This window comes from Streptomyces triticirhizae, assembly GCF_003696235.1.
GTDB classification, from domain to species: domain Bacteria; phylum Actinomycetota; class Actinomycetes; order Streptomycetales; family Streptomycetaceae; genus Streptomyces; species Streptomyces triticirhizae.
In genome coordinates this window covers 23,466-42,985 of the sequence record NZ_RFFJ01000028.1, presented here as the reverse complement: position 1 = coordinate 42,985, position 19,520 = coordinate 23,466, and the positions used below count along the sequence as shown (strand labels likewise).

Here is a 19,520-nt window from a genome sequence, read left to right as displayed (position 1 = left end):
GGGCGCCGGCCCCGCGCCCGCCGCCGGCGGCGCCGGCAGCGACGCGTTGCGCCGCACGGCGACCGCCGCCGCCACCGAGGGCGGCAGCCAGCTCTCCCCGCGCTGGAGCGTCTGCCCCGGGGACAGCGCCCGGCACCCCTCGATGATCTGCGCCGGGGTCGGCCGCGCCGCCGGGTCCTTGGCCAGGCAGGCGCCGATCAACCCGCGCAACGTCTCGGGCGCCGAGGCCAGTTCGGGCTCCTCCTGCACCATCCGGTACATCATCGCGTGGGCCGCGCCCTCGCCGAACGGGTGGCCGCCGGTGGCCGCGTAGTAGGTGACGATCCCCAGCGCGAACACGTCGGCGGCCGGCGTCAGCGAGGCCCCGGTGATCTGCTCGGGCGCCATGAAGGCGGGGGTGCCGACCCGCACGTCCGTGCCGGTCAACGCGGTCACGTCGGCGGCCCGCGCGATCCCGAAGTCGATCACCTTCGGCCCGTCGGCGCTCAGCAGCACGTTCCCCGGCTTGAGGTCCCGGTGCACGATCCCGGCGGCGTGGATCGACTGGAGCGCCTCGGCGACGCCGCCCACCAGCAGCAGCACGGTCTGCGCGGGCAGCGGGCCGTGCTGGTTGATGACCTCGTGCAGCGAGAGCCCGGGCACGAACGCCGTGGCCAGCCAGGGCGCGGCGCCCTCGGTGTTGCTGTCCAGCACGGGAACGGTGTAGACGCCCTGCACCTGCCGGGCGGCCCGGACCTCGTGCTCGAACCGCCGCCGGAACGCCTGGTCCTCGGCGAACTCCCCGCGCACCACCTTGACCGCCACTGGCTGGCCGCCCGGCGTGAACGAGAGGTAGACACTCCCCATGCCACCGGAGCCGAGCCGGGCCACCAGCCGGTATCCGGCGACCTGGCGGGGATCGGACGGGCCCAGCGGGGAGAACTGTGACGGTTCGTGCTGCGCTGTCATGGAGGGTCCCCCTGAAAACCGATGACGGTACCGTGCATGGTATGAGGTGACAGTCCCCAACTGACAACGAGGGGTGACGAGTCCGCTGTCCGACCCACCGTCTCCGCCACCCGGCGACGCCCTCAGCTACCGCGCCTTCAGCTACCGCGCCCCGAGCGGCAGCGCCTTCAGCTACCGCGCGGTGGGCGTGACCCGCGAGGCCCTCCCGGCCGACCTCCCCCAGGGCTGGCATCTGCTGCGCTCCCGCACCCGGGTGGGGAACGGGCCCGAGGTGTGGGCGGCGGCGCGGGACGCCCTGTTCGGTTGGCGGATGCACCGGGCCGCGTGGGTTCCGGTGGCCGCCGCCACGCCGCGCGCCGCCCCCGGCGTGGTCGCCTCGATCGAACTCGGCCGGCGCTGGCCGCGGTTGAGCGCGCCGTGCCGGGTCGTGTGGTGCGTCGACGAACGGGACCGGGCGGGCTTCGCGTACGGCACGCTTCAGGGACACCCGGAGTCGGGGGAGGAGTCCTTCGTACTCGAACGCGCCCCCGACGGCGCCGTCACGTTGACCGTCACGGCGATCAGCCGCCCGGCCGCCTGGTACATGCGGGCGGCGGGACCGCTGGGCCGGCTGGCCCGCCGCGCGGTCGCCCGCCGCTACGGCCGGGCGCTGCGCCGACTCAGCGCGCCCCGCTGAACCGCCCCGCCGACCGCCCGCGCGTGCTCCCGCCGGCCGTCGGCGAGCGTGTCGTTTCCCGCTCGGGGAACCCGCGCCGCGAAAACGCTTCACCTCCTGTCCCCCTTGTGTCCTCGCCGCGCGCCGGGGGCGTTGCCCAGGGGCGCGCGGTCGAGGGCGGTGCGGTATGGTTCCCCTCGTGTTGGCAGTCGCTGACACCTCGTGCGCCAGCGTCGTCACTCCCACCCCGGCGACGGCTGGCCGGGCGGACCGTGAGCCACCCCCCCGCTCCGGTCTGCCCCACTTGACGGGTCGGTCTGCCCCTTCCCCCCTTTGGGCGGACCGACCCGCCTGGCCCCTCCCCCTTCCGTCCCGGGCATCCAACGGCGGCCATCCCCCGGTTATCCCCAGCCGCTTGTCATCTTGTTCGTTCTTCGGAACGCCCATCCACAGGCCTCCCTGCCGGCCGGACCCGGCACGCCGTACGCTCGCCCCGTGTTCTCCCTGTGGATCGTGGCCGCCGTCGGCCTGGGCGCGCTGGTCGGCTCCCTGCTGGTCCGGCCCGGGTACCGGCTCGCCGTCGAGCCCGAGCAGGCGTGGCGGGACGCCTGTCCCGCCGGCCATCCCCTCCGGGCGCGCGCCGCCGGCTGGGTCGGCTGGGGCCGGTGCGCCGGATGCCTCGCCGAGGGCGCCCCCCGGTACGGCGCCTCGCCGTTCCGGCTCGCCCTGGTCACGGCCGGCTGCTGCGGGCTGGCCGCCGCCGTCGCCGGCGCGCGGCCCGAGTCGGTGGTCTGGCTGCTGGCCACGCCGACGCTGGTGTTGCTGGCCTCGGTCGATCTCGCGGTGCAGCGGCTGCCCGACGTCCTGACCCTCCCGCTCGCCGCCGGCCTCGTCCTCGGCCTGGGGATATGCGCCCCGCTGCCCGGGTCCGACGGCAGCTGGCCGAGAGCCCTGCTGGGCGGGCTGGTGCTCACGGCGGTCTACTTCGTCCTCTTCCTGATCAACCCCCGGGGCATGGGCTTCGGAGACGTGAAGTTGGCGCCCTCCATAGGTCTGATCCTGGGCTGGTACGGCTGGGACTATGTGTTCTTCGGCACGTTCGTGGGGTTCGCGCTCGCGGCCGGCTACGGCCTCTGCCTGGTGGTGATGGGTCGCGCCAACCGCCGCACGGCCGTGCCCTTCGGCCCGTTCATGGCGCTCGGCGCCCTCGGCGCCCTCGCCGTCGGCGGACTCGCCGGTTAAATCCGCGTCCGGCGCGGGGCACCTCGCCGTTCGATGCGTTACGGTGGAAACCCCCCCTCGGGCCGGTCCGTAACCCCCCCCACGGACCGGCCCGCTTTCTGTTCCGGTGGCCGCGCCGATCCGAGGCGTTCCCCGCCGCGCGGTGGCCGCCGCCGACGGCGCCCGGCTGGCCGGATGCCCCCGTGGTGGTGCTGGGCCCGGCCCGCGCGGCAGTAGAGTTCCGGCACACGCGAGCCTACGGAGGGGCTGGATCAGAGGCGATGTGGAACAGGCTGCACAAGACCCTCAGGCGGCTGGCCGTCAGGCTGTATGCCCGACGAGTGGAAGGGCGACTCGACACCGACGGTGGCCCCAAGCACATTGGCGTGATCCTCGACGGCAACCGTCGCTGGGCCAAGGCCGCCGGCAACACCACGCGGCAGGGGCACGAGGCCGGCGCCGCGAAGATCAGGGAGCTGCTCGGCTGGTGTGCCGAGACCGACGTGGAGGTCGTCACCCTTTGGCTGCTCTCCACCGACAACCTCAACCGGGAGGCCAGGGAGCTTGAGGAGCTTCTCGGCATCGTCGAGGGCGCCGTGCGCGACCTCGCCGAGGACGGCCGCTGGCGGGTCCACCACGTCGGCGCCGTCGAGGTGCTGCCCGAGCGCACCAGGAAGGTGCTCAGGGAGGCGGAGGAGCTGGCGGGCGACCGCGACGGGATAGTGGTCAACGTCGCCGTCGGCTACGGCGGCCGGCAGGAGATCACCGACGCCGTCCGTTCGCTGCTCGCCAAGCGCGCCGCCGAGGGGCAGTCGCTGGCCGAGGTCGCCGAGGGGCTGTCCGTGGAGGACATCTCCGAGCACCTCTACACCCGGGGCCAGCCGGACCCCGACCTGGTCATCAGGACCAGCGGGGAGCAGCGGCTGTCCGGGTTCATGCTCTGGCAGAGCGCCCACTCCGAGTACTACTTCTGCGAGGCGTACTGGCCGGCGTTCCGGAAGGTCGACTTCCTGCGCGCGCTGCGTGACTATGCCGCCAGGCACCGTAGGTACGGCATCTGAGTCGTTCGTCACGGAGGGCGGCGCGCCGGCAACGGTGCGCCGCCGGGCGACCGAACGGTCGGTGAATCGCTCACGCGTCCGAGCGGGCCGTCGCATGAGATGGGTGGTGTGCGGGCATATTCCTCGCGGACCGCGCATCGGCGCTGTCCGCCGGGAGGCCCGTTTGCGCACCACGGACATGGACCAGGCCCGGCACCGGGCCCGTGCGTGCGGGCCAGGGCCGGCCGTCAGAACCCCGGCGCCCAGGGCGCCGCGATTCCCGCACCTCTTCCGAGGGGGTTCGTCCACCCGTGGCCATCAGCAAGAAGCGCGCTCACGACCGGCGCATGTACGTCCTCGACACCAGCGTCCTGCTCGCCGATCCAGCGGCACTCACCCGGTTCGATGAACACGAGGTGGTCCTGCCGGTCGTCGTGATCTCCGAGTTGGAGGCGAAGCGGCACCACCCGGAACTCGGCTACTTCGCCCGTCAGGTGCTGCGGCGCCTCGACGACTACCGGGTGCGGTACGGCCGGCTCGACACCCCACTCCCCATCGGGGACCTCGGGGGCACCCTTCGGGTCGAGCTGAACCACTCGGACCCGACCGTCCTGCCGCCGGCGATGCTGAACGAGCGCGGCCGTCTCGCGGACAACGACTCCCGCATCCTGGCCGTCGCACGCAACCTCCAGGCCGAGGGGCACGATGTCACGGTCGTCTCCAAGGACCTTCCGCTGCGCATCAAGGCTTCGTCGGTGGGCCTGGCGGCCGAGGAGTACCGGGCCGAGTTGGCCATCACGGACGCCGACGGCTGGACCGGGCTCGCGGACATCACCCTGGGCGGCGAGGCCGTGGACGAGCTGTTCGCGCAGGAGAGCGTGGCCGATCCGGTCGCGGCCGAACTCCCCGTGCACACCGGCCTGGTGATCTCCTCGGAGAAGGGGCGCGCGCTGGGCAGGGTCACGCCGGACGGCCGGGTCCGGCTGGTGCGCGGCGACCGCGAGGCGTTCGGCATCCACGGCCGCAGCGCGGAACAGCGCATCGCGCTGGACCTGTTGCTCGATCCCGAGGTCGGCATCGTGTCGATGGGAGGGCGCGCCGGCACCGGAAAGTCGGCGCTGGCGCTGTGCGCAGGGCTGGAGGCGGTGCTGGAGCGGCGGCAGCACAGCAAGGTGATGGTCTTCCGCCCGCTGTACGCGGTCGGCGGCCAGGACCTGGGCTATCTGCCGGGCACCGAGGCCGAGAAGATGAACCCGTGGGCCCAGGCGGTCTTCGACACCCTCTCGGCGGTGACCAGCCGCGAGGTCATCGAGGAGGTCGTCGGGCGCGGCATGTTGGAGGTCCTGCCGCTGACCCACATCAGGGGCCGCTCCCTCCACGACGCCTTCGTGATCGTGGACGAGGCCCAGTCCCTGGAGCGCAACGTCCTGTTGACCGTGCTCTCCCGCATCGGGCAGAACTCCCGCGTGGTCCTCACCCACGACGTCGCCCAGCGCGACAACCTCAGGGTGGGCCGCTACGACGGCGTGGTCGCCGTCGTGGAGAAGCTCAAGGGCCACCCGCTCTTCGCCCATGTGACGCTGACCCGCTCCGAACGGTCCCCGATCGCCGCCCTGGTGACGGAGATGCTGGAGGAGGGCCGGGCGTGACCCGGGTCGGGGCCGCCCGTTCGGACCGCCGGGCAACCGCCCGATAACGGCCCGCACGGCCCCCGTTGGGGAGAACTCCGGCGCACCCGTCGAAACGCGGCGGGTGCGTCGCCCTTTCCGGGCGATACGGGAGTGCCGTGACCTATCGGACGATCGGCCGCCTTTCGCCGCTCCCGTGACCTCTTCGTGATGCTTCGCCGCAGGTGGTGGGCCGTTCGAGGGAATTTCCGCGTTGACAAGGCCCAGGAGCGTGTGAGCTTTCCCACAGAGGACCGAATTGCTTCCCGGTAGCCGTCTCCGGCAGTGTGTGCGTCTGTCAGGCCCCGCATACGGCAGCGGAGCCCCCAAGGGCCCCGCAGGGATAGTGTTTTACGTTCTCGACAACTGAACAGTCGCGCGCCGTATGCCGCCCGAAGCACCACGCGGGTCCCTCGCCACCGGCGAGCAGGACCCCGACCGGGCCAGCGCCTCCCGCCAACCAGCCCGAGGGAGGCCCGTGTCAGGGGCACGATTGCGCCCACGTGGTCCTTCGCGTGGGCGATGTCGGAAGGAAACCGTGTGACCGGGATTTCGGTCCGGGGATTCGCGGTGGCATCCGCCACCGCGGTGACCAGCGTCGGCGCCGCCGTCGGTGTCGCCTCGGGGGACCAGCAGGCCCCTGCCGAGGACATCGAGGTCGTTGCGGCGGACGCGACACTGCTCGCTGAGATACCCGCTGGCACGAACGCCCAGCTGCACACCGCGTCGCTGACCCAGCAGGCGGAGTCGCAGTCCACAGCCGCCGAGGCTGAGGTTCGTCGCGCCGCCCAGGAGGCCGCCAGGGTCGCCGCCGCCGAGAGCGCCCAGGAGCGCCGCGCGGCCGCCGAGCGCGCCGCCCAGGAGGAAGCGGAACGGGAGGCCGCCGCCCAGCGCGCGGCCGAGGAGGCGCAGGCCGCCAGCGCCGCTGCCGCCGACATTCCCGTGCAGGCGTCGTACACCAAGGCCGAGATCCAGGCCATGGCGCGACAGATCGTGGGTGCGGACCAGTTCCAGTGCTTCTCCAACATCGTTGACCACGAGAGCGGTTGGGACCACACGGCCACCAACCCCTCCTCGGGCGCCTACGGCCTGATGCAGGCGCTGCCCGGCTCCAAGATGGCCACGGCCGGCGCGGACTGGCAGACCAACCCGGCCACCCAGATCCGTTGGGGCGTCAACTACATGGAGAGCCGCTACGGCAGCCCCTGTGGCGCCTGGGAGTTCTGGCAGGCCAACAACTGGTACTGAGCGACGGAACGCGACGCCCCCCGCGAACCGCGCGGGCGGCGCGAGCACCGCGAGTACCGGGCACAGCGCGCACACCGTGAACGAGGGACCCACGCCGGCCGGCGTGGGTCCCTCGTTCCGTGTCGCGTCGAGGCGTCGCGGCGACATCGCTTCGCCCCGCACGCCCCCGGGTGTCACCGCCGCACGGTAACGTCGTTCCGCGCACTGCGGTGGAAACAGGGGGCGGAGGAGACATGTCAGGTCTGGGGCGGCTGAGGGCCGGGATCTCGCGCACGGTGTCGCGGATGTCCGGGCTCCGCGCGGCCGCTGAACGCGAACAGGAGCGGCGGGAGCGCGAGGCGGAGGAGCGGGCCACGGTTTCGGCCGGCTATCCGTCGGAACGGCGGCGCCCCGAGGAGCCGACCCCGGAGGAGCCGGACGAGGAGCGGCTGGAGGCCAAGGCCCGCCGCGCCGTGCTGGCCGGCACCCCGCCGCTCTATCCGCCGCCCGCCGAGGAGCGCGGCGGTGGCGGCGGTGGCCGCGACGGCGGCGGAACGCCCTCGGCGCCCGGCCGCCCGGAGCCGGCGGCGGCGATCCCGTGGGGGGTGCGGGTCGCGGCCGAGGCCGCCTGGCGGACGCTGGTGCTGGCCGCCGTCATCTGGATGCTGATTCAGGTGGTCAGCGCCGTCAGCCTGTTGGTGATCTCGTTCGCCGCCGGGCTGTTGATCACCGCGCTGCTCCAGCCCTTTGTCGGCTGGCTGAAACGCATGGGCTTCAGCGGCGGCGCGGCCACGGCCGTCACCGCGTTCGGCGGCTTCGGCGTGATGGGGCTGATCGGCTGGTTCGTGGTCTGGCAGGTCCTGGAGAACTCGGACCGGCTCGTCGACCAGGTGCAGGAGGGCATCGAGGAGCTGCGCGACTGGGTGTTGGAGCTGCCCTTCGACATCACCGAGGAGAACCTGGACCAGTGGGTCGAGGACATCAACGAGTGGATAAGAAACCACAGTGACGAGCTGACCTCGGCCGGCCTCGAAGGCGTCAACTACGCGGTGCAGTTCTTCACGGGCGCCGGCCTGACCCTCTTCGTCGTGCTGTTCCTGCTCTACGACGGCGGCGGGGTCTGGCACTGGTTCCTGCGGCTGGTGCCCAGGGCCGCCCGGCAGAGCGTCGCCGGCGCCGGGCCCCGGGCCTGGATCACCCTGACCGGCTATGTCAGGGGCACGGTGATAGTGGCGTTGATCGACGCGATCGGCATCGGCATCGGCCTGTTCGTCATCGACGTGCCCATGGCCGTTCCTCTGGCCGTGATCGTCTTCCTGTCCGCGTTCGTGCCCCTGGTCGGCGCGATCGCCTCCGGCGCGTTGGCCGTTCTGGTCGCGCTGGTCACCGGCGGCGTGGTCGACGCGCTGCTGGTGCTGGGCGTGGTGCTGCTGGTCCAGCAGATCGAGGGGAACGTGCTCCAGCCGTTCATCCTGGGGCGGATGGTGCGGGTCCATCCGCTGGCCGTGGTGCTGGCCGTCGCCGCCGGATCGATGCTCGCCGGCATCCCGGGCGCGGTGGTCGCGGTTCCGCTGGTCGCCGTGATCAACACCGTCGTCGGCTATCTCCGCGCCTACCAGGAGGAGGCCGACCGACGCGCCGGCTTCGACGGCAGCGGCGCCACCGTCGCCGAACTCGCCCCGGTGCAACCACCGTTGCCGGCCGAGCGAGGCGGCTCCGCCACGGAGTCCGCCCCGGCGGAGCGGCGCGAGGGGGACGACGAGCCGCGCGAACGGTAGGGCGCGCGGCACCGGCGTGGTCAGCCCGCCCAGCCGTGCCTGGGCGGGTGCCGGATCTCCAGCAGCCAGCCAAGCCGCTCGCTGTCGGTGGCGGTCCAGCCCTCGGGCGGGGCGATGGCGGCCCAGGCGTCCACCGGGTTGGAGCCGTAGCGGTGGCCGTGTGGCGCCGGTGAGCCGTAGGAGACGGCCATGTCCACGGTCGTCTGCCAGAAGGTGACGAACGGGAACCAGTCGATGGCCGTGGTGACGTCGGGCCCCAGCGGCTCGTTCAGCCACTCCGGCCGTTCGAAGAGCAGGTTGGGCGACCACCAGACCACCGGGTCCGAGGCGTTCTGGAGGTAGACCACCCGGGGGTACTCCCAGGGCTCCCCGTGCGGCCGCGGCAGGTCGAGGTCGGGGAACTGGGCGAACCGCACATGCCGCCCCTGGTCGTAGACCGGCCGCCAGATCGGGCTGCCGGCGTCCCGGTGCTCGGTCAACTCGCTGTGGATCGGGCTGAAGTCGGGCGGCCCGATCAGCAGCGCGCCGTCGGTGCGCTCCAACAGGTCGTCCAGGCCGTCGAACGCCGACTCGATGGCCGAGACGGCGAGGCTCTCGCCGAACACCAGCAAGGTGGGCCGGTCATCGGCCGGCTCCTGCTCCCACCGCGCGTACACGGCGTCCACCAGCGCCCTGGTGGCGATGCCCGCCTCGTTCCTGTCCACCATGAAGGAGGCCCAACTCGGCAGGTAGGAGTACTGCATGGTGACCACGGTGGTGTCCCCACCGTTCATGTACTCCAACGCCTCCACGGTGGTCGGGTTGACCCAGCCGGTGCCGGTGGTCCCCGTGATCGCCAGCACCTCGCGGTCGAAGGCGCCCACCCGCTCCAGCTCGCGGACCGCCAACTCGGCGCCGTCCGCGTAGTCGTCGTAGGCGGCCCGGCCGACGTAGACCCGTGCGGGGTCGAGGGCGGGCTCCCCGGTGAACTCGGAGATCTCGTCGCCGGAGAGCGTGGTGCCGGCGAAGGTCCGCCCCTTGTTGCCGAGGTCGTCCCAGTGGATCAGCGAGTCGGGAGACCCCGAGACCAGCGGCGAGTAGGGGCGCATCACGCCGGGGTCGGTGGACCGGTCCTTGGCCGCGGCGATCCGGTCGGCGACCTCCAGGATGCCCCGGTCCCAGACCACGTCCCTGGTGCCGATCACCACAATCACCGTGCTCATGGCCAGGCCGAGGGCGACGGCCACCGGCCAGGGAACGAAACGGTTCAGCAGGCGGGTGAGCAGCCCGGTGAAGAGCCGGATGGTGCGCGCGACGACCAGCAGCAGCGCCAGCACCGTCAGCGACATCAGGGCGATCATCATCGAGTGCCAGGTCAGGGTGGGCGGCATCCCCTGGAGTTGGCGCAACTCGCGCTGCATGTCCGCGCTCTGCCCCAGCATCAGCGCCACGGCCCACGGGAGCAGCAGCAGATAGGTCAACCACGCGCGCGCCCTGAACCGTTCGCCCGGGACCCGCCTCCTCAGGGTCAGGCGGTAGATCCAGCTGATCAGGGCGCCCAGGCCGTAGCCGATGGCGGCCGTGATGCCGCCGATCACGCCCTGGTAGTACCAGGGGCGGGGCACCAGCGACGGGGTGAGCGAGAGCCAGAAGAAGAACGTGGCCACCAGGCTGGCCGTGAGGTCCGGCCAGCGCCGCACCAGCCAACTGGACCGGGGGCGCTCCCAGTACGGCCGGCGGGCGAGGCGCAGCAGCCAGCGGCCGGTGGCCTCGGCCGCGCCGCGCACCCCGGGGGTCGACTCTTTTCGGCCATCTTCGGGCTGGTTGGTTTGGGGCTCCGCCGGGGGAACGGGAGCGGTGGGGGCATCGGGCGCCGTCCGCCCCGCGCCGCCCGGGGCCTGGTCGGCGGGGCGCTCGTTCTCCTCGTCGGTGGCGTCGGTGGCGTCGGTGGCGTCGGTGCCGGTGCTGTCGCCGTTGGCGTCGCGGGTGGCGGCGTCGTCGGTTGGCGCCTCGTTGCCGGGGGCGGGTGTTGGCGCGGCCTGGGCGGACGCGGGCCTGGCCGCCCCGGGCGGGGTGGTGGTGCGCGTGGGGGCGGGGCCCGAGGAGGCGGGGTCGGCCGGCGACGGCCGCTCCGACTCGGCGCCGGGCGTGGCCTGTTCACTCATCGTGCGCCTCCGGGGTGGCCAGCGGAGCGGCTTCGCCCGTGACGCTGTGCGGCATCGACTTCTCTCCGGCCCATCCGAAGCGCCGACCCGTTGGCCCGCGCTGTACTCGCTGTGTGCTCACGCTAGGGGATCAGACGCCGGTCGCGCGCGCGGCGTTGCCTGGTCGCCATCTTTCCGTGCCGCGAGGGTGACTCACCGGGCGGCGGGCCAGGTGCGCCGGGAGCCCGTCCGTCAATCTTCGGCCGGTGGAATCACTCCCGAGGGCTATACATGCGGGGTATACACCGCGTGTATAGTCGCCGGCATGTCGATAAGTCACACGCTGCTGGGCCTTCTTGAGTCGGGACCATGCCACGGCTATGACCTCAAGCGCACGTTCGACGTGCACTTCGGTCACGGCCGCCCGCTCCACTACGGGCAGGTCTACGCCACGATGTCCCGCCTGTTGAAGAACGGCCTGGTCGAGGTCGACGGCGTCGAGCCAGGCGGCGGTCCTGAGCGCAAGCGCTACGCGATCACCGACGCCGGGGTCACCGATGTCGAGCGGTGGCTGTCCCGACCGGAGAAGCCGGAGCCCTATCTCCAGAGCGTCCTCTACACCAAGGTGGTGCTGGCCCTCCTCACCGACCGCAGCGCCGACGACCTGCTCGACACCCAGCGCGCCGAGCATCTGCGCCTGATGCGGGAGCTGACCCGCCGCAAGATCGACGGCGATCTGGCCGACCAACTGGTCTGTGACCACGCGCTGTTCCATCTGGAGGCGGATCTGCGCTGGCTTGAGCTGACGGCGGCCAGGCTCGACCGTCTCGCGTCGGAGGTGCGCTCATGACCGCCGTTCCGGGGGCCGCCCTGCTGACCGCCGGCGACCTGCGCAAGAGCTATGGGCCGACATCGGCCCTCGCCGGTGCGGACTTCAGCATCTCCGGCGGGGAGGTGGTGGCGGTCATGGGGCCGTCCGGCTCCGGCAAGTCCACGCTGCTGCACTGCCTGGCGGGCATCGTCCCGCCCGACGGGGGCCGGGTGACCTATCGGGGACGGGACATGTACTCGCTCTCGGACGCGGAGCGCAGCGCCCTGCGGCGGGAGGAGTTCGGCTTCGTCTTCCAGTTCGGCCAGCTGGTCCCCGAGTTGACCTGCCTGGAGAACGTGGCGCTTCCCCTGCGGCTCGCGGGGCTGCCCCGCAGGAGGGCCGAGGCCAGGGCGGAGGAGCTGCTGGCCCGGCTGGAGGTGGCTGACCTCGCCGAGATGCGGCCCGGCCAGGTCTCGGGCGGCCAGGGCCAGCGGGTCGCCGTCGCCAGGGCCCTGGTCAACGACCCCCGGGTGGTCTTCGCGGACGAGCCCACGGGCGCGCTGGACTCGCTCAACGGCGAGCGGGTGATGGGCCTGCTGGTCGCCGCCGCCCGGGAGTCGGGCACGGCGGTGGTCCTGGTCACCCACGAGACGCGGGTCGCCGCCTACTCCGACCGCGAGGTCGTGGTCAGGGACGGCCGGGCGCGGGACCTGGCGGGCGCCGTATGAGCGGCACCATGCGGGCCTGGGCGCGCGACCTGCGGCTCGGGTTCCGGCTGGCGGTCTCCGGGGGCGGGGCTTCCTGGACGCGCACCGCGCTGTCCGCGTTCGGCGTCGGCCTCGGCGTCGTCATCCTGTTGCTGGCCGCCTCCGTGACGTCGGTGACCGAGGCCCGCTCCGACCGGGCCGACGCGCGCTACGCGGCGCCCGCCGACGTCGAGGCGGGGGACGACACCTTCCTGCTGTCCGACATCCAGACCGAGTACCGGGGCGACTGGATCTCCGGCCGCCTGATCCAGCCCGACGCCGGCCGGGAGACGACGGCCGAGCCGCCGCCGGGGCTCGACGCCTTCCCTGCGCCCGGCGAGATGGTCGTCTCCCCGGCGCTCGCCCGGCTGTTGGACTCGGCGGAGGGCGCGCTCCTCGCCGAGCGGCTGGACTACCGCCGCGCCGGCACCATCGGCGACGAGGGGCTGGTCGGCTCCCAGGATCTCGCCTTCTACCTGGGCGCGGACGATCTCACGGCCGGGGACGACGGCTTCCGGGCCGAAGGCTTCGGCGGGATGCCCGCCTCGCAGGAGCGGCTTCCCCCGGCCCTGCTCCTGCTGGTGCTGGTGATCTGTGTGGTGCTGCTGATGCCGGTGCCGGTCTTCGTCACCACGGCGGTCCGCTTCGGCGGTGAGCGCCGTGACCGGAGGCTCGCGGCGCTGCGCCTCATCGGCGCCGACCGCGCGGCCACCCGCCGGATCGCGGTCGGCGAGGCCCTCGTGGGCGCCGTGCCGGGGATCGTCCTCGGCGGGCTGCTGTTCCTGCTGGTTCGTCAGTTCCTCGCCGGGATCTCCGTGCGGGGCACCAGCGCCTTCGCCGAGGACATCGTGCCCAGCTGGCCGCTGACCGTGCTGGTGCTGCTGGCCGTTCCGCTGCTGACCGTCGCGGTGACGCTGTTCGCCCTGCGCTCCGTCGCCGTCGAGCCGCTGGGCGTCGTGCGGAAGTCCCAGGACCGGCCGCGCCGGCTCGCCTGGCGGCTGGTGCCGGCGCTGCTGGGCGTGGCGCTGCTGGTGCCGCTGCTCGGCGACTTCTCGGGGGACCGTGGCCTGACCTCCGCCCAGGCGGTCATGGCGGTGGTGCTGCTCCTGAGCGGCTCGACGGCGCTGCTGCCCTGGCTGGTCGAGCGCGCCACCGCCCGGCTTCGAGGAGGCCCGCTCGCCTGGCAGTTGGCCACCCGCAGGCTCCAGCTGAGCAACGGTCCCGCGGTCCGGGCCATCAGCGGGATCACGGTGGCCGTGGCGGGTGCCACCGCCCTCTCCATGCTGTTCGCCGGGGCGAGCGAGCAGGAGACCAGCAGGACCGGAGCGGATCTCGACCGCGCCCAGGCCGAGGTCTTCGTCTCGACCACGGACGCCGGGGACAGCGCCGCCCTCGTGGACGAGCTGCGCGGGACCCCGGGGGTCGAGCGGGTCCTGTCCTACGCGGACATCCCGGTCGCCCCGCTCTCCGGCGGCGGCGCGTCGGACGTCGCGTCGATCCCGCTGATCGTGAGCGACTGCGGGACCCTGGTCGAGCTGGCCGAGATCACCGACTGCGCCGAGGGCGGGGTCTACGCGGTGCCCGCTCCCGAGGAGTGGGGCGTGACGCTGCCCGAGCCGGGGACGGTCCTCGACCTGGGGCCGGCCCCGGAGGGCGAGGAGGCGGCGCGGCCCGTCCCCTGGACGGTGCCCGCGTCCCTGACGGAGGCCGACCCCCGTCCCAACCCGGGCGGTTGGCCCGTCCACGGCCTGCTGGCCACCCCGGCCGCCCTGGGCGTCGAGCCGCCCCCGCACGGGGACACCAGGATGATCCTCTCCGCCGACCTCGCCGACCCGGACACTCTGGAACTGGTGCGGAACGCGGTCTGGGACGTCGCCCCCGGCGGCGGGGGAGCCAGGGAGCTGACGTCCACCCAGGTCTCCGACCAGTTCGCCAACATCCAGACGGGGCTGACGATCGGGGCCATGGGAGTGCTGGCGCTGATCGCCGGCAGCATGTTGGTGACCACCCTGGAACAGCTGCGCGAGCGCCGTCAGTTGCTCTCCGCCCTGGTCGCCCTCGGCACCCGGCGCACCACGCTCGGCGCCTCGGTGCTGTGGCAGACCGCCGTGCCCGTCGTGCTCGGCCTCGGCCTGGCCTCGGCGGTGGGCGTGCTGCTCGGGGCGATGCTGATATCGGCGGTGAGCCTCCCGCTCGGCGGCTGGCTGGCGTTCCTGCCGATGGCCGGCGCGGGAGCCGGGGTGATAGCCCTGGTCACCCTGGCCAGCCTCCCGTTCCTGTGGCGCCTGATGCGGCCCGACGGACTGCGCACCGAGTGAGCGCGCTCCTTCGGCGCCGGGCCGGGGGCGGGGGCCCGGCGTTCCGCCCTCCGGGCTCGGCTCGACCGGCCGGTCACCGCGCCCGGACCGCCGGGTAGATTCGTCCCCATGACTGGTACGAACGAATACCGCGTCGAGCACGACTCGATGGGCGAGGTGCGGGTTCCGGCCGACGCCAGGTGGCGGGCCCAGACCCAGCGTGCGGTGGAGAACTTCCCGATCTCCGGCCAGCGCCTGGAGCGCGCCCACATCGCCGCGTTGGCCCGCGTCAAGGCGGCGGCCGCCAAGGTCAACGCCGAGCTGGGCGTGGTGGAGAAGGACATGGCCGAGGCCATCGCCGCCGCGGCCGACGAGGTCGCCGAGGGCCGCTGGGACGAGCACTTCCCGATCGACGTCTTCCAGACCGGTTCGGGTACCTCGTCCAACATGAACACCAACGAGGTGCTCGCCACCCTCGCCAGCGAGCGTCTCGGCCGGCCGGTCCACCCCAACGACCACGTCAACGCCAGCCAGTCCTCCAACGACGTCTTCCCCTCCTCCATCCACATCGCCGCCACCGGCGCCGTGATCGAGGTGCTGATTCCCGCGCTCACCCACCTCGCCGAGTCGCTGGAGCGCAAGGGGCGGGAGTTCGCGACGGTGGTGAAGTCCGGTCGCACGCACCTGATGGACGCCACCCCCGTCACCCTGGGCCAGGAGTTCGACGGCTACGCCGCCCAGATCCGCTACGGCGTCGAGCGCCTCAACGCCTCCCTGCCCCGCCTCGCCGAGCTGCCCCTCGGCGGCACCGCCGTCGGCACCGGCATCAACACCCCGCCCGGCTTCTCCGCCGCCGTCATCGCCGAGGTGGCCCGCGCCACCGGGCTGCCGTTGACCGAGGCCAGGGACCACTTCGAGGCCCAGGGCGCCCGGGACGGCCTGGTGGAGACCTCGGGTCAGCTGCGCACCATCGCGGTCTCGCTGACCAAGATCTGCAACGACCTGCGCTGGATGTCCTCCGGCCCGCGCACCGGCCTCGCCGAGATCGCCCTCCCTGACCTCCAGCCCGGCTCCTCGATCATGCCGGGCAAGGTCAACCCGGTGATCCCCGAGGCCGTCCTGATGGTCGCCGCCCAGGTGATCGGGAACGACGTCACGGTCACCACGGCCGGAGCCGCCGGCAACTTCGAGCTGAACGTGATGCTCCCGGTGATCGCCAAGAACCTGCTGGAGTCGATCCGGCTGCTGGCCAACGCCTCCCGGCTGCTGGCCGACCGCACCGTCGACGGCATCACCGCCAACGTCGAACGCGCCCTGGAGTACGCCGAGTCCTCGCCCTCCGTGGTCACCCCGCTCAACCGGTACATCGGCTACGAGGAGGCCGCCAAGATCGCCAAGCGCGCGCTCGCCGAGCGGAAGACCATCCGGGAGACCGTGATCGACGGCGGATATGTCGAGCGTGGTGAACTGACGTTGGAGCAGCTTGACGAGGCGCTGGACGTGCTGCGCATGACCCGCCCCTGAGGCGATGTCAGCCGGATGCCCCCGCCCCGCGCCGCGACCCGAATACCATGTGTGAATGGAGACGGGAAACGAGGGAACGGGCGGGGAGCATCCCTGGCGTCCGGGCGACCACATTCTGTGGCGATACAGGGCCAATGGGGCCCGACATTTCCATATCTGTAGGCCCGTTACGGTCGTCAGGGACACGCCCGATCTGCTGGCCGTTTGGCTGGCCCCCGGCACCGAGTGCGTCCGACCCGTCCTGGCGGACGGCACCCCTCCGCATCTCGAACCCCTGGCCACCCGCTACACCAAGCCGCGCGCCATGGCACGTTGCCGCTGGTTGGGCAACGGACTGCTGAAGCTCGCCCGCCCCGGAGAGCCATGGTCGATCTGGCTTTTCTGGGATCGGGACTGGCGCTTCAGGAACTGGTACGTCAATCTTGAAGAGCCCCGAACCCGATGGTCCGGCGGGGTGGATTCCGAGGATCACTTTCTCGATATCGTGGTCTACGCTGACCGCAGCTGGGAGTGGCGGGACGAGGACGAATTCGCCCAAGCAGAAATGGCGGGGCTGTTGGACGCCGGCCAGGTGGCGCGGGTCCGCGCCGCAGGTCAGGAGGCACTACGCCGCATCAGCTCCTGGAGTCCGCCCTTCTCCGAGAACTGGCCGTCATGGCGGCCCGATCCCCGCTGGCGCCGCCCCCGACTGCCCTCGGACTGGGGCCGCCCCATGCCCTCCGCCACCGCCCCCAGCCAGCCCGATCGGCTGCCCGATCACCCGAGAGCCTCTTGATAGGTCCCGGGTCGTCAAACGTAGGATCAACCCTCATCGGCCACACAACCCAACACCCCCACCCCGCACGCTAGTTCCCGCCTGGATGGACAGCCCCTCGTGACGGACCCGACCCCTCCGCAGCCCCTGGCTCGCACGGCGGACGCACCGCGCGCCGAGAGCCCAGCGCTGCCGCACGCCCGATCCGAGCCGGACACCACGGAAGCTCCCCTCGTCCGTCCCGCGACCGACGAGATCCCCACCGGTGGGATGCGGGAGCTGGAGCGACTGCGGTTCGTGGGCTCGGCCACCCGGCGCATCGCGCGCGGGATGGATCTGGACGAGATCGTGCTGGGCCTGTGCCGAGCCTCGGTGCCCACGTTCTCCGACGCCATCCTGGTCTACCTGCGGCACCCGTTGCCCGTCGGCGACGAGCAGCCGGTCAACCCGTGGGTGCTCAAGCTGCGGCGCACCGACCGCATCCCGGAGGCCCTGACCCTGGAGTCCCTCGGCGACCCGCTGCCCGACGAGCCCGGCGCCGAACTGCCCCTGCTGTCCGGGGCGACCCCGCTGGTCGAGGTGCGGGGGAACGGTCCGTTGGCCGAGGTGCTGCGCGGGGTGCGGCCGGTCTTCATCGAGAGCCAGGTGCCGAAGGCCGCGATGCGGGAGCTGACCGGCGCGGCCGTGTTGCCCGAGGGCCACCGCGCCATCCTCACCCCGCTGCGCGGCCGGCGCCGGGTGATCGGTGCGGCGATCTTCCTGCGCCGCCCCGACCGCGAGGCCTTCGCGACGGAGGACCTCCAGGTGGCGCAGCAGTTGGCGACCCACTCCGCGCTGGGCGTGGACAAGGCCGTGCTCTACGGCCGGGAGGCGTCGATCGCGGACGAGTTGCAGCGCACCATGCTGCCCGACGACCTGCCCGAGCCGACCGGCGTGCGGCTGGCCAGCCGCTATCTGCCCGCCGCCCACTCCGCGCGGGTGGGTGGCGACTGGTACGACGCGATCCCGCTGCCCGGGAGCCGGGTGGCGCTGGTGATCGGCGACGTGATGGGGCACTCGACGACCTCGGCGGCCATCATGGGCCAGCTGCGGACCACGGTGCAGACCCTGGCCGGCCTCGACCTCTCGCCGCTCGACGTGCTCCACCACCTCGACGAACAGGCGCAGCGCCTGGGCCAGGACCGGATCGCCACCTGCCTGTACGCGGTCTACGACCCGGTGGCGCACCGGATCACGGCGGCCAACGCGGGCCATCCGCCGCCCGTCCTGCTCCATGTCGACGGCTCGACGGAGCTGGTGAACCTGCCGCCCAACGCCCCGATCGGGGTGGGCGGGGTCGACTTCGAGATGGTGGAGGTGGAGGCGCCGGCCGGCGCCACGCTGCTGCTGTACACGGACGGCCTGGTCGAGTCCCGCACCCGCGACGTGTGGACGGGCGTGGAGCACCTGCGGGAGAAGCTGGCCAGCATCGCCCAGCTGACGCGGCGGGACGCCGCCGCCCCGCTGGAGCCGCTGTGCGACGAGGTGTTGGACATCGTCGGACCGGGCGACCGGGACGACGACATCGCCCTGCTGGCCGCGCGGTTCGAGGGCATCGCGCCCGACGACGTGGCGTTCCGTTGGCTGGACCCGCGGGCCGAGTCGGTGCGCGAGGCGCGGCGGATGGTGCGGGAGAACCTGGCCCGCTGGGAGCTGGACGAGCTGGTGGACTCGGTGGAGCTGCTGGTCAGCGAGGTGGTGACCAACGCGGTCCGCTATGCCGAGCGCCCGGTGACGCTGCGGCTGCTGCGCACCGACGTGCTGCGCTGCGAGGTCGGGGACGACGTTCCCCAACTGCCCAGGCTGCGCCAGGCCGGGCCGGCGGACGAGGGCGGGCGCGGCCTCTATCTGGTGCAGCGCCTGGCGCAGGACTGGGGCGCGACCCGGCTGAGCACGGGCAAGCTCGTCTGGTTCGAGGTGGCCCCGCCGGAGGCCGCCGGCTGACGGGCCGCCAACGGACCGCCAACGGACCGTCAATGTGCGGCCGCCGGCCGAAGTCGCCCCCGCGCCGGTCCCGTTGACGGAGCCCGACAGGCCGACACCACCGAACGAGGCCGCCCTCTGACAGAACGAGGCGGCCCACCGGCCCTGTGCGGACCGGGGACCGCCCCGCGCCGCCCGCCTCAGACGGCCGCCCGCCTCAGACGGCCGGCTGCCCGTGCAGCGCCGCCTCCGCGTCCAGGACGCCGGCCACGCCGTTGAGCACGGACGCCACCCGGATCGCCTCCTGGACGACCTCCCGTCGGGTCCCCGCCTTCCGCAGGGCCTGCTCGTGAGCGGTGACGCACCGACCGCAGCCGCCGAGGGCCGAGACCGCCAGCGACCACAGCTCGAAGTCCGTCCGTTCCACACCGGGGTCGCGCAGCGCGTTCATCCGCAGGCCGGCGGGGAGCGCGTCGTACTCCGGGTCGGCGAGCAGGTGCCGGGTGCGGTAGAAGACGTTGGTCATCGCCATCAGCGCCGCCGCCGTCCGCGCCGCCCGGTAGGCGTCCTCGGTCAGGTGCTTGCGCGCCTCGGGCTCGACCTCCCGCAGCAGCGGGGCCGAGCGGGTGGCCTCGGCGCAGGCCAACAGCGTTCCCCAGAGCTGCTGTTCGGTCAGCTCGCCATGGCTGGTGAGGGAGCCGAGGCCCAGGCTCAGATCCTTGGCGTGCGGTGGGATGGCCGCCCTGAGCGCGTCGAGGGCCACCGGA

Annotated in this window: 15 protein-coding genes; 12 read left to right on the top strand and 3 right to left on the bottom strand. The window is 72.9% G+C overall.

The annotated features are described in order from the left end of the window. Positions 1 to 948: serine/threonine-protein kinase (locus tag EBN88_RS08070; protein WP_147472678.1), on the bottom strand; the 948-nt coding region annotated here is incomplete at its 3' end. Positions 949 to 1,021: 73 nt separating this feature from the next. On the opposite strand from EBN88_RS08070, the gene EBN88_RS08065 reads away from it, so the two are divergent. The 6 genes from EBN88_RS08065 to EBN88_RS08040 all read left to right on the top strand — a co-directional run bounded on the left by EBN88_RS08065 (position 1,022) and on the right by EBN88_RS08040 (position 8,536). Next, positions 1,022 to 1,624 carry a DUF1990 family protein gene (locus EBN88_RS08065; protein ID WP_233580525.1) on the top strand — a complete coding sequence of 201 codons (603 nt, stop codon included), beginning with the start codon at positions 1,022 to 1,024 and terminating at the stop codon, positions 1,622 to 1,624. A 474-nt stretch (positions 1,625 to 2,098) separates the two neighbouring features. After that, positions 2,099 to 2,845: a prepilin peptidase gene (locus EBN88_RS08060; RefSeq protein WP_122183107.1), complete on the top strand. Its 747-nt coding sequence runs from the start codon at positions 2,099 to 2,101 to the stop codon at positions 2,843 to 2,845. Between the two features lie 260 nt (positions 2,846 to 3,105). Beyond that, positions 3,106 to 3,885, top strand: a complete 780-nt coding sequence (locus EBN88_RS08055) for an isoprenyl transferase (protein ID WP_122183106.1) — start codon at positions 3,106 to 3,108, stop codon at positions 3,883 to 3,885. A 326-nt stretch (positions 3,886 to 4,211) separates the two neighbouring features. Then, positions 4,212 to 5,513: a PhoH family protein gene (locus EBN88_RS08050; protein ID WP_122183105.1), complete on the top strand. Its 1,302-nt coding sequence runs from the start codon at positions 4,212 to 4,214 to the stop codon at positions 5,511 to 5,513. 558 nt (positions 5,514 to 6,071) lie between these two features. Next, positions 6,072 to 6,779: an aggregation-promoting factor C-terminal-like domain-containing protein gene (locus EBN88_RS08045; RefSeq protein ID WP_122183104.1), complete on the top strand. Its 708-nt coding sequence runs from the start codon at positions 6,072 to 6,074 to the stop codon at positions 6,777 to 6,779. A 233-nt stretch (positions 6,780 to 7,012) separates the two neighbouring features. Continuing rightward, a complete protein-coding gene (locus tag EBN88_RS08040) occupies positions 7,013 to 8,536 on the top strand; it encodes an AI-2E family transporter (protein ID WP_122183103.1) in 1,524 nt (507 codons plus the stop codon). A 20-nt stretch (positions 8,537 to 8,556) separates the two neighbouring features. On the opposite strand, the gene EBN88_RS08035 is transcribed toward EBN88_RS08040, so the two are convergent. Continuing rightward, positions 8,557 to 10,680 (bottom strand): alpha/beta hydrolase, encoded by a 2,124-nt coding sequence (locus tag EBN88_RS08035; RefSeq protein ID WP_122183102.1) that lies wholly within the window; start codon positions 10,678 to 10,680, stop codon positions 8,557 to 8,559. A gap of 304 nt (positions 10,681 to 10,984) precedes the next feature. Here EBN88_RS08035 and EBN88_RS08030 point away from each other — a divergent pair, with 304 nt between their 5' ends. The 6 genes from EBN88_RS08030 to EBN88_RS08005 all read left to right on the top strand — a co-directional run bounded on the left by EBN88_RS08030 (position 10,985) and on the right by EBN88_RS08005 (position 18,774). After that, positions 10,985 to 11,509 carry a PadR family transcriptional regulator gene (locus EBN88_RS08030; RefSeq protein WP_122183101.1) on the top strand — a complete coding sequence of 175 codons (525 nt, stop codon included), beginning with the start codon at positions 10,985 to 10,987 and terminating at the stop codon, positions 11,507 to 11,509. Continuing rightward, positions 11,506 to 12,198 (top strand): ABC transporter ATP-binding protein, encoded by a 693-nt coding sequence (locus EBN88_RS08025; RefSeq protein WP_122183100.1) that lies wholly within the window; start codon positions 11,506 to 11,508, stop codon positions 12,196 to 12,198. The genes EBN88_RS08030 and EBN88_RS08025 overlap by 4 nt, the downstream gene beginning before the upstream one ends. After that, positions 12,195 to 14,534 carry an FtsX-like permease family protein gene (locus EBN88_RS08020; RefSeq protein WP_122183099.1) on the top strand — a complete coding sequence of 780 codons (2,340 nt, stop codon included), beginning with the start codon at positions 12,195 to 12,197 and terminating at the stop codon, positions 14,532 to 14,534. Before EBN88_RS08025 ends, EBN88_RS08020 begins: the two co-directional genes overlap by 4 nt. Positions 14,535 to 14,642: 108 nt before the next feature. Next, a complete protein-coding gene (locus EBN88_RS08015) occupies positions 14,643 to 16,037 on the top strand; it encodes a class II fumarate hydratase (RefSeq protein WP_122183098.1) in 1,395 nt (464 codons plus the stop codon). Positions 16,038 to 16,092: 55 nt separating this feature from the next. Beyond that, positions 16,093 to 16,812 (top strand): cytidylyl-2-hydroxypropylphosphonate hydrolase, encoded by a 720-nt coding sequence (gene fomD / locus EBN88_RS08010; protein ID WP_122183097.1) that lies wholly within the window; start codon positions 16,093 to 16,095, stop codon positions 16,810 to 16,812. A 99-nt stretch (positions 16,813 to 16,911) separates the two neighbouring features. Continuing rightward, positions 16,912 to 18,774, top strand: a complete 1,863-nt coding sequence (locus EBN88_RS08005; RefSeq protein ID WP_233580524.1) for an ATP-binding SpoIIE family protein phosphatase — start codon at positions 16,912 to 16,914, stop codon at positions 18,772 to 18,774. 196 nt (positions 18,775 to 18,970) lie between these two features. Here EBN88_RS08005 and EBN88_RS08000 read toward each other — a convergent pair whose 3' ends face one another. After that, positions 18,971 to 19,516, bottom strand: coding sequence for a carboxymuconolactone decarboxylase family protein (locus EBN88_RS08000; RefSeq protein WP_122183095.1), 546 nt, complete (start codon positions 19,514 to 19,516; stop codon positions 18,971 to 18,973). Positions 19,517 to 19,520: the final 4 nt, after the last annotated feature.

Bases quoted from the DNA above. Each gene is read 5' to 3' on its own strand.
- EBN88_RS08055 (WP_122183106.1), top strand. From the start codon at position 3,106: ATGTGGAACAGGCTGCACAAGACCCTCAGGCGGCTGGCCGTCAGGCTG.
- EBN88_RS08050 (WP_122183105.1), top strand. From the start codon at position 4,212: ATGTACGTCCTCGACACCAGCGTCCTGCTCGCCGATCCAGCGGCACTC.
- EBN88_RS08040 (WP_122183103.1), top strand. From the start codon at position 7,013: ATGTCAGGTCTGGGGCGGCTGAGGGCCGGGATCTCGCGCACGGTGTCG.
- EBN88_RS08035 (WP_122183102.1), bottom strand. From the start codon at position 10,680: ATGAGTGAACAGGCCACGCCCGGCGCCGAGTCGGAGCGGCCGTCGCCG.
- EBN88_RS08030 (WP_122183101.1), top strand. From the start codon at position 10,985: ATGTCGATAAGTCACACGCTGCTGGGCCTTCTTGAGTCGGGACCATGC.
- EBN88_RS08025 (WP_122183100.1), top strand. From the start codon at position 11,506: ATGACCGCCGTTCCGGGGGCCGCCCTGCTGACCGCCGGCGACCTGCGC.
- EBN88_RS08020 (WP_122183099.1), top strand. From the start codon at position 12,195: ATGAGCGGCACCATGCGGGCCTGGGCGCGCGACCTGCGGCTCGGGTTC.
- EBN88_RS08015 (WP_122183098.1), top strand. From the start codon at position 14,643: ATGACTGGTACGAACGAATACCGCGTCGAGCACGACTCGATGGGCGAG.
- fomD (WP_122183097.1), top strand. From the start codon at position 16,093: ATGGAGACGGGAAACGAGGGAACGGGCGGGGAGCATCCCTGGCGTCCG.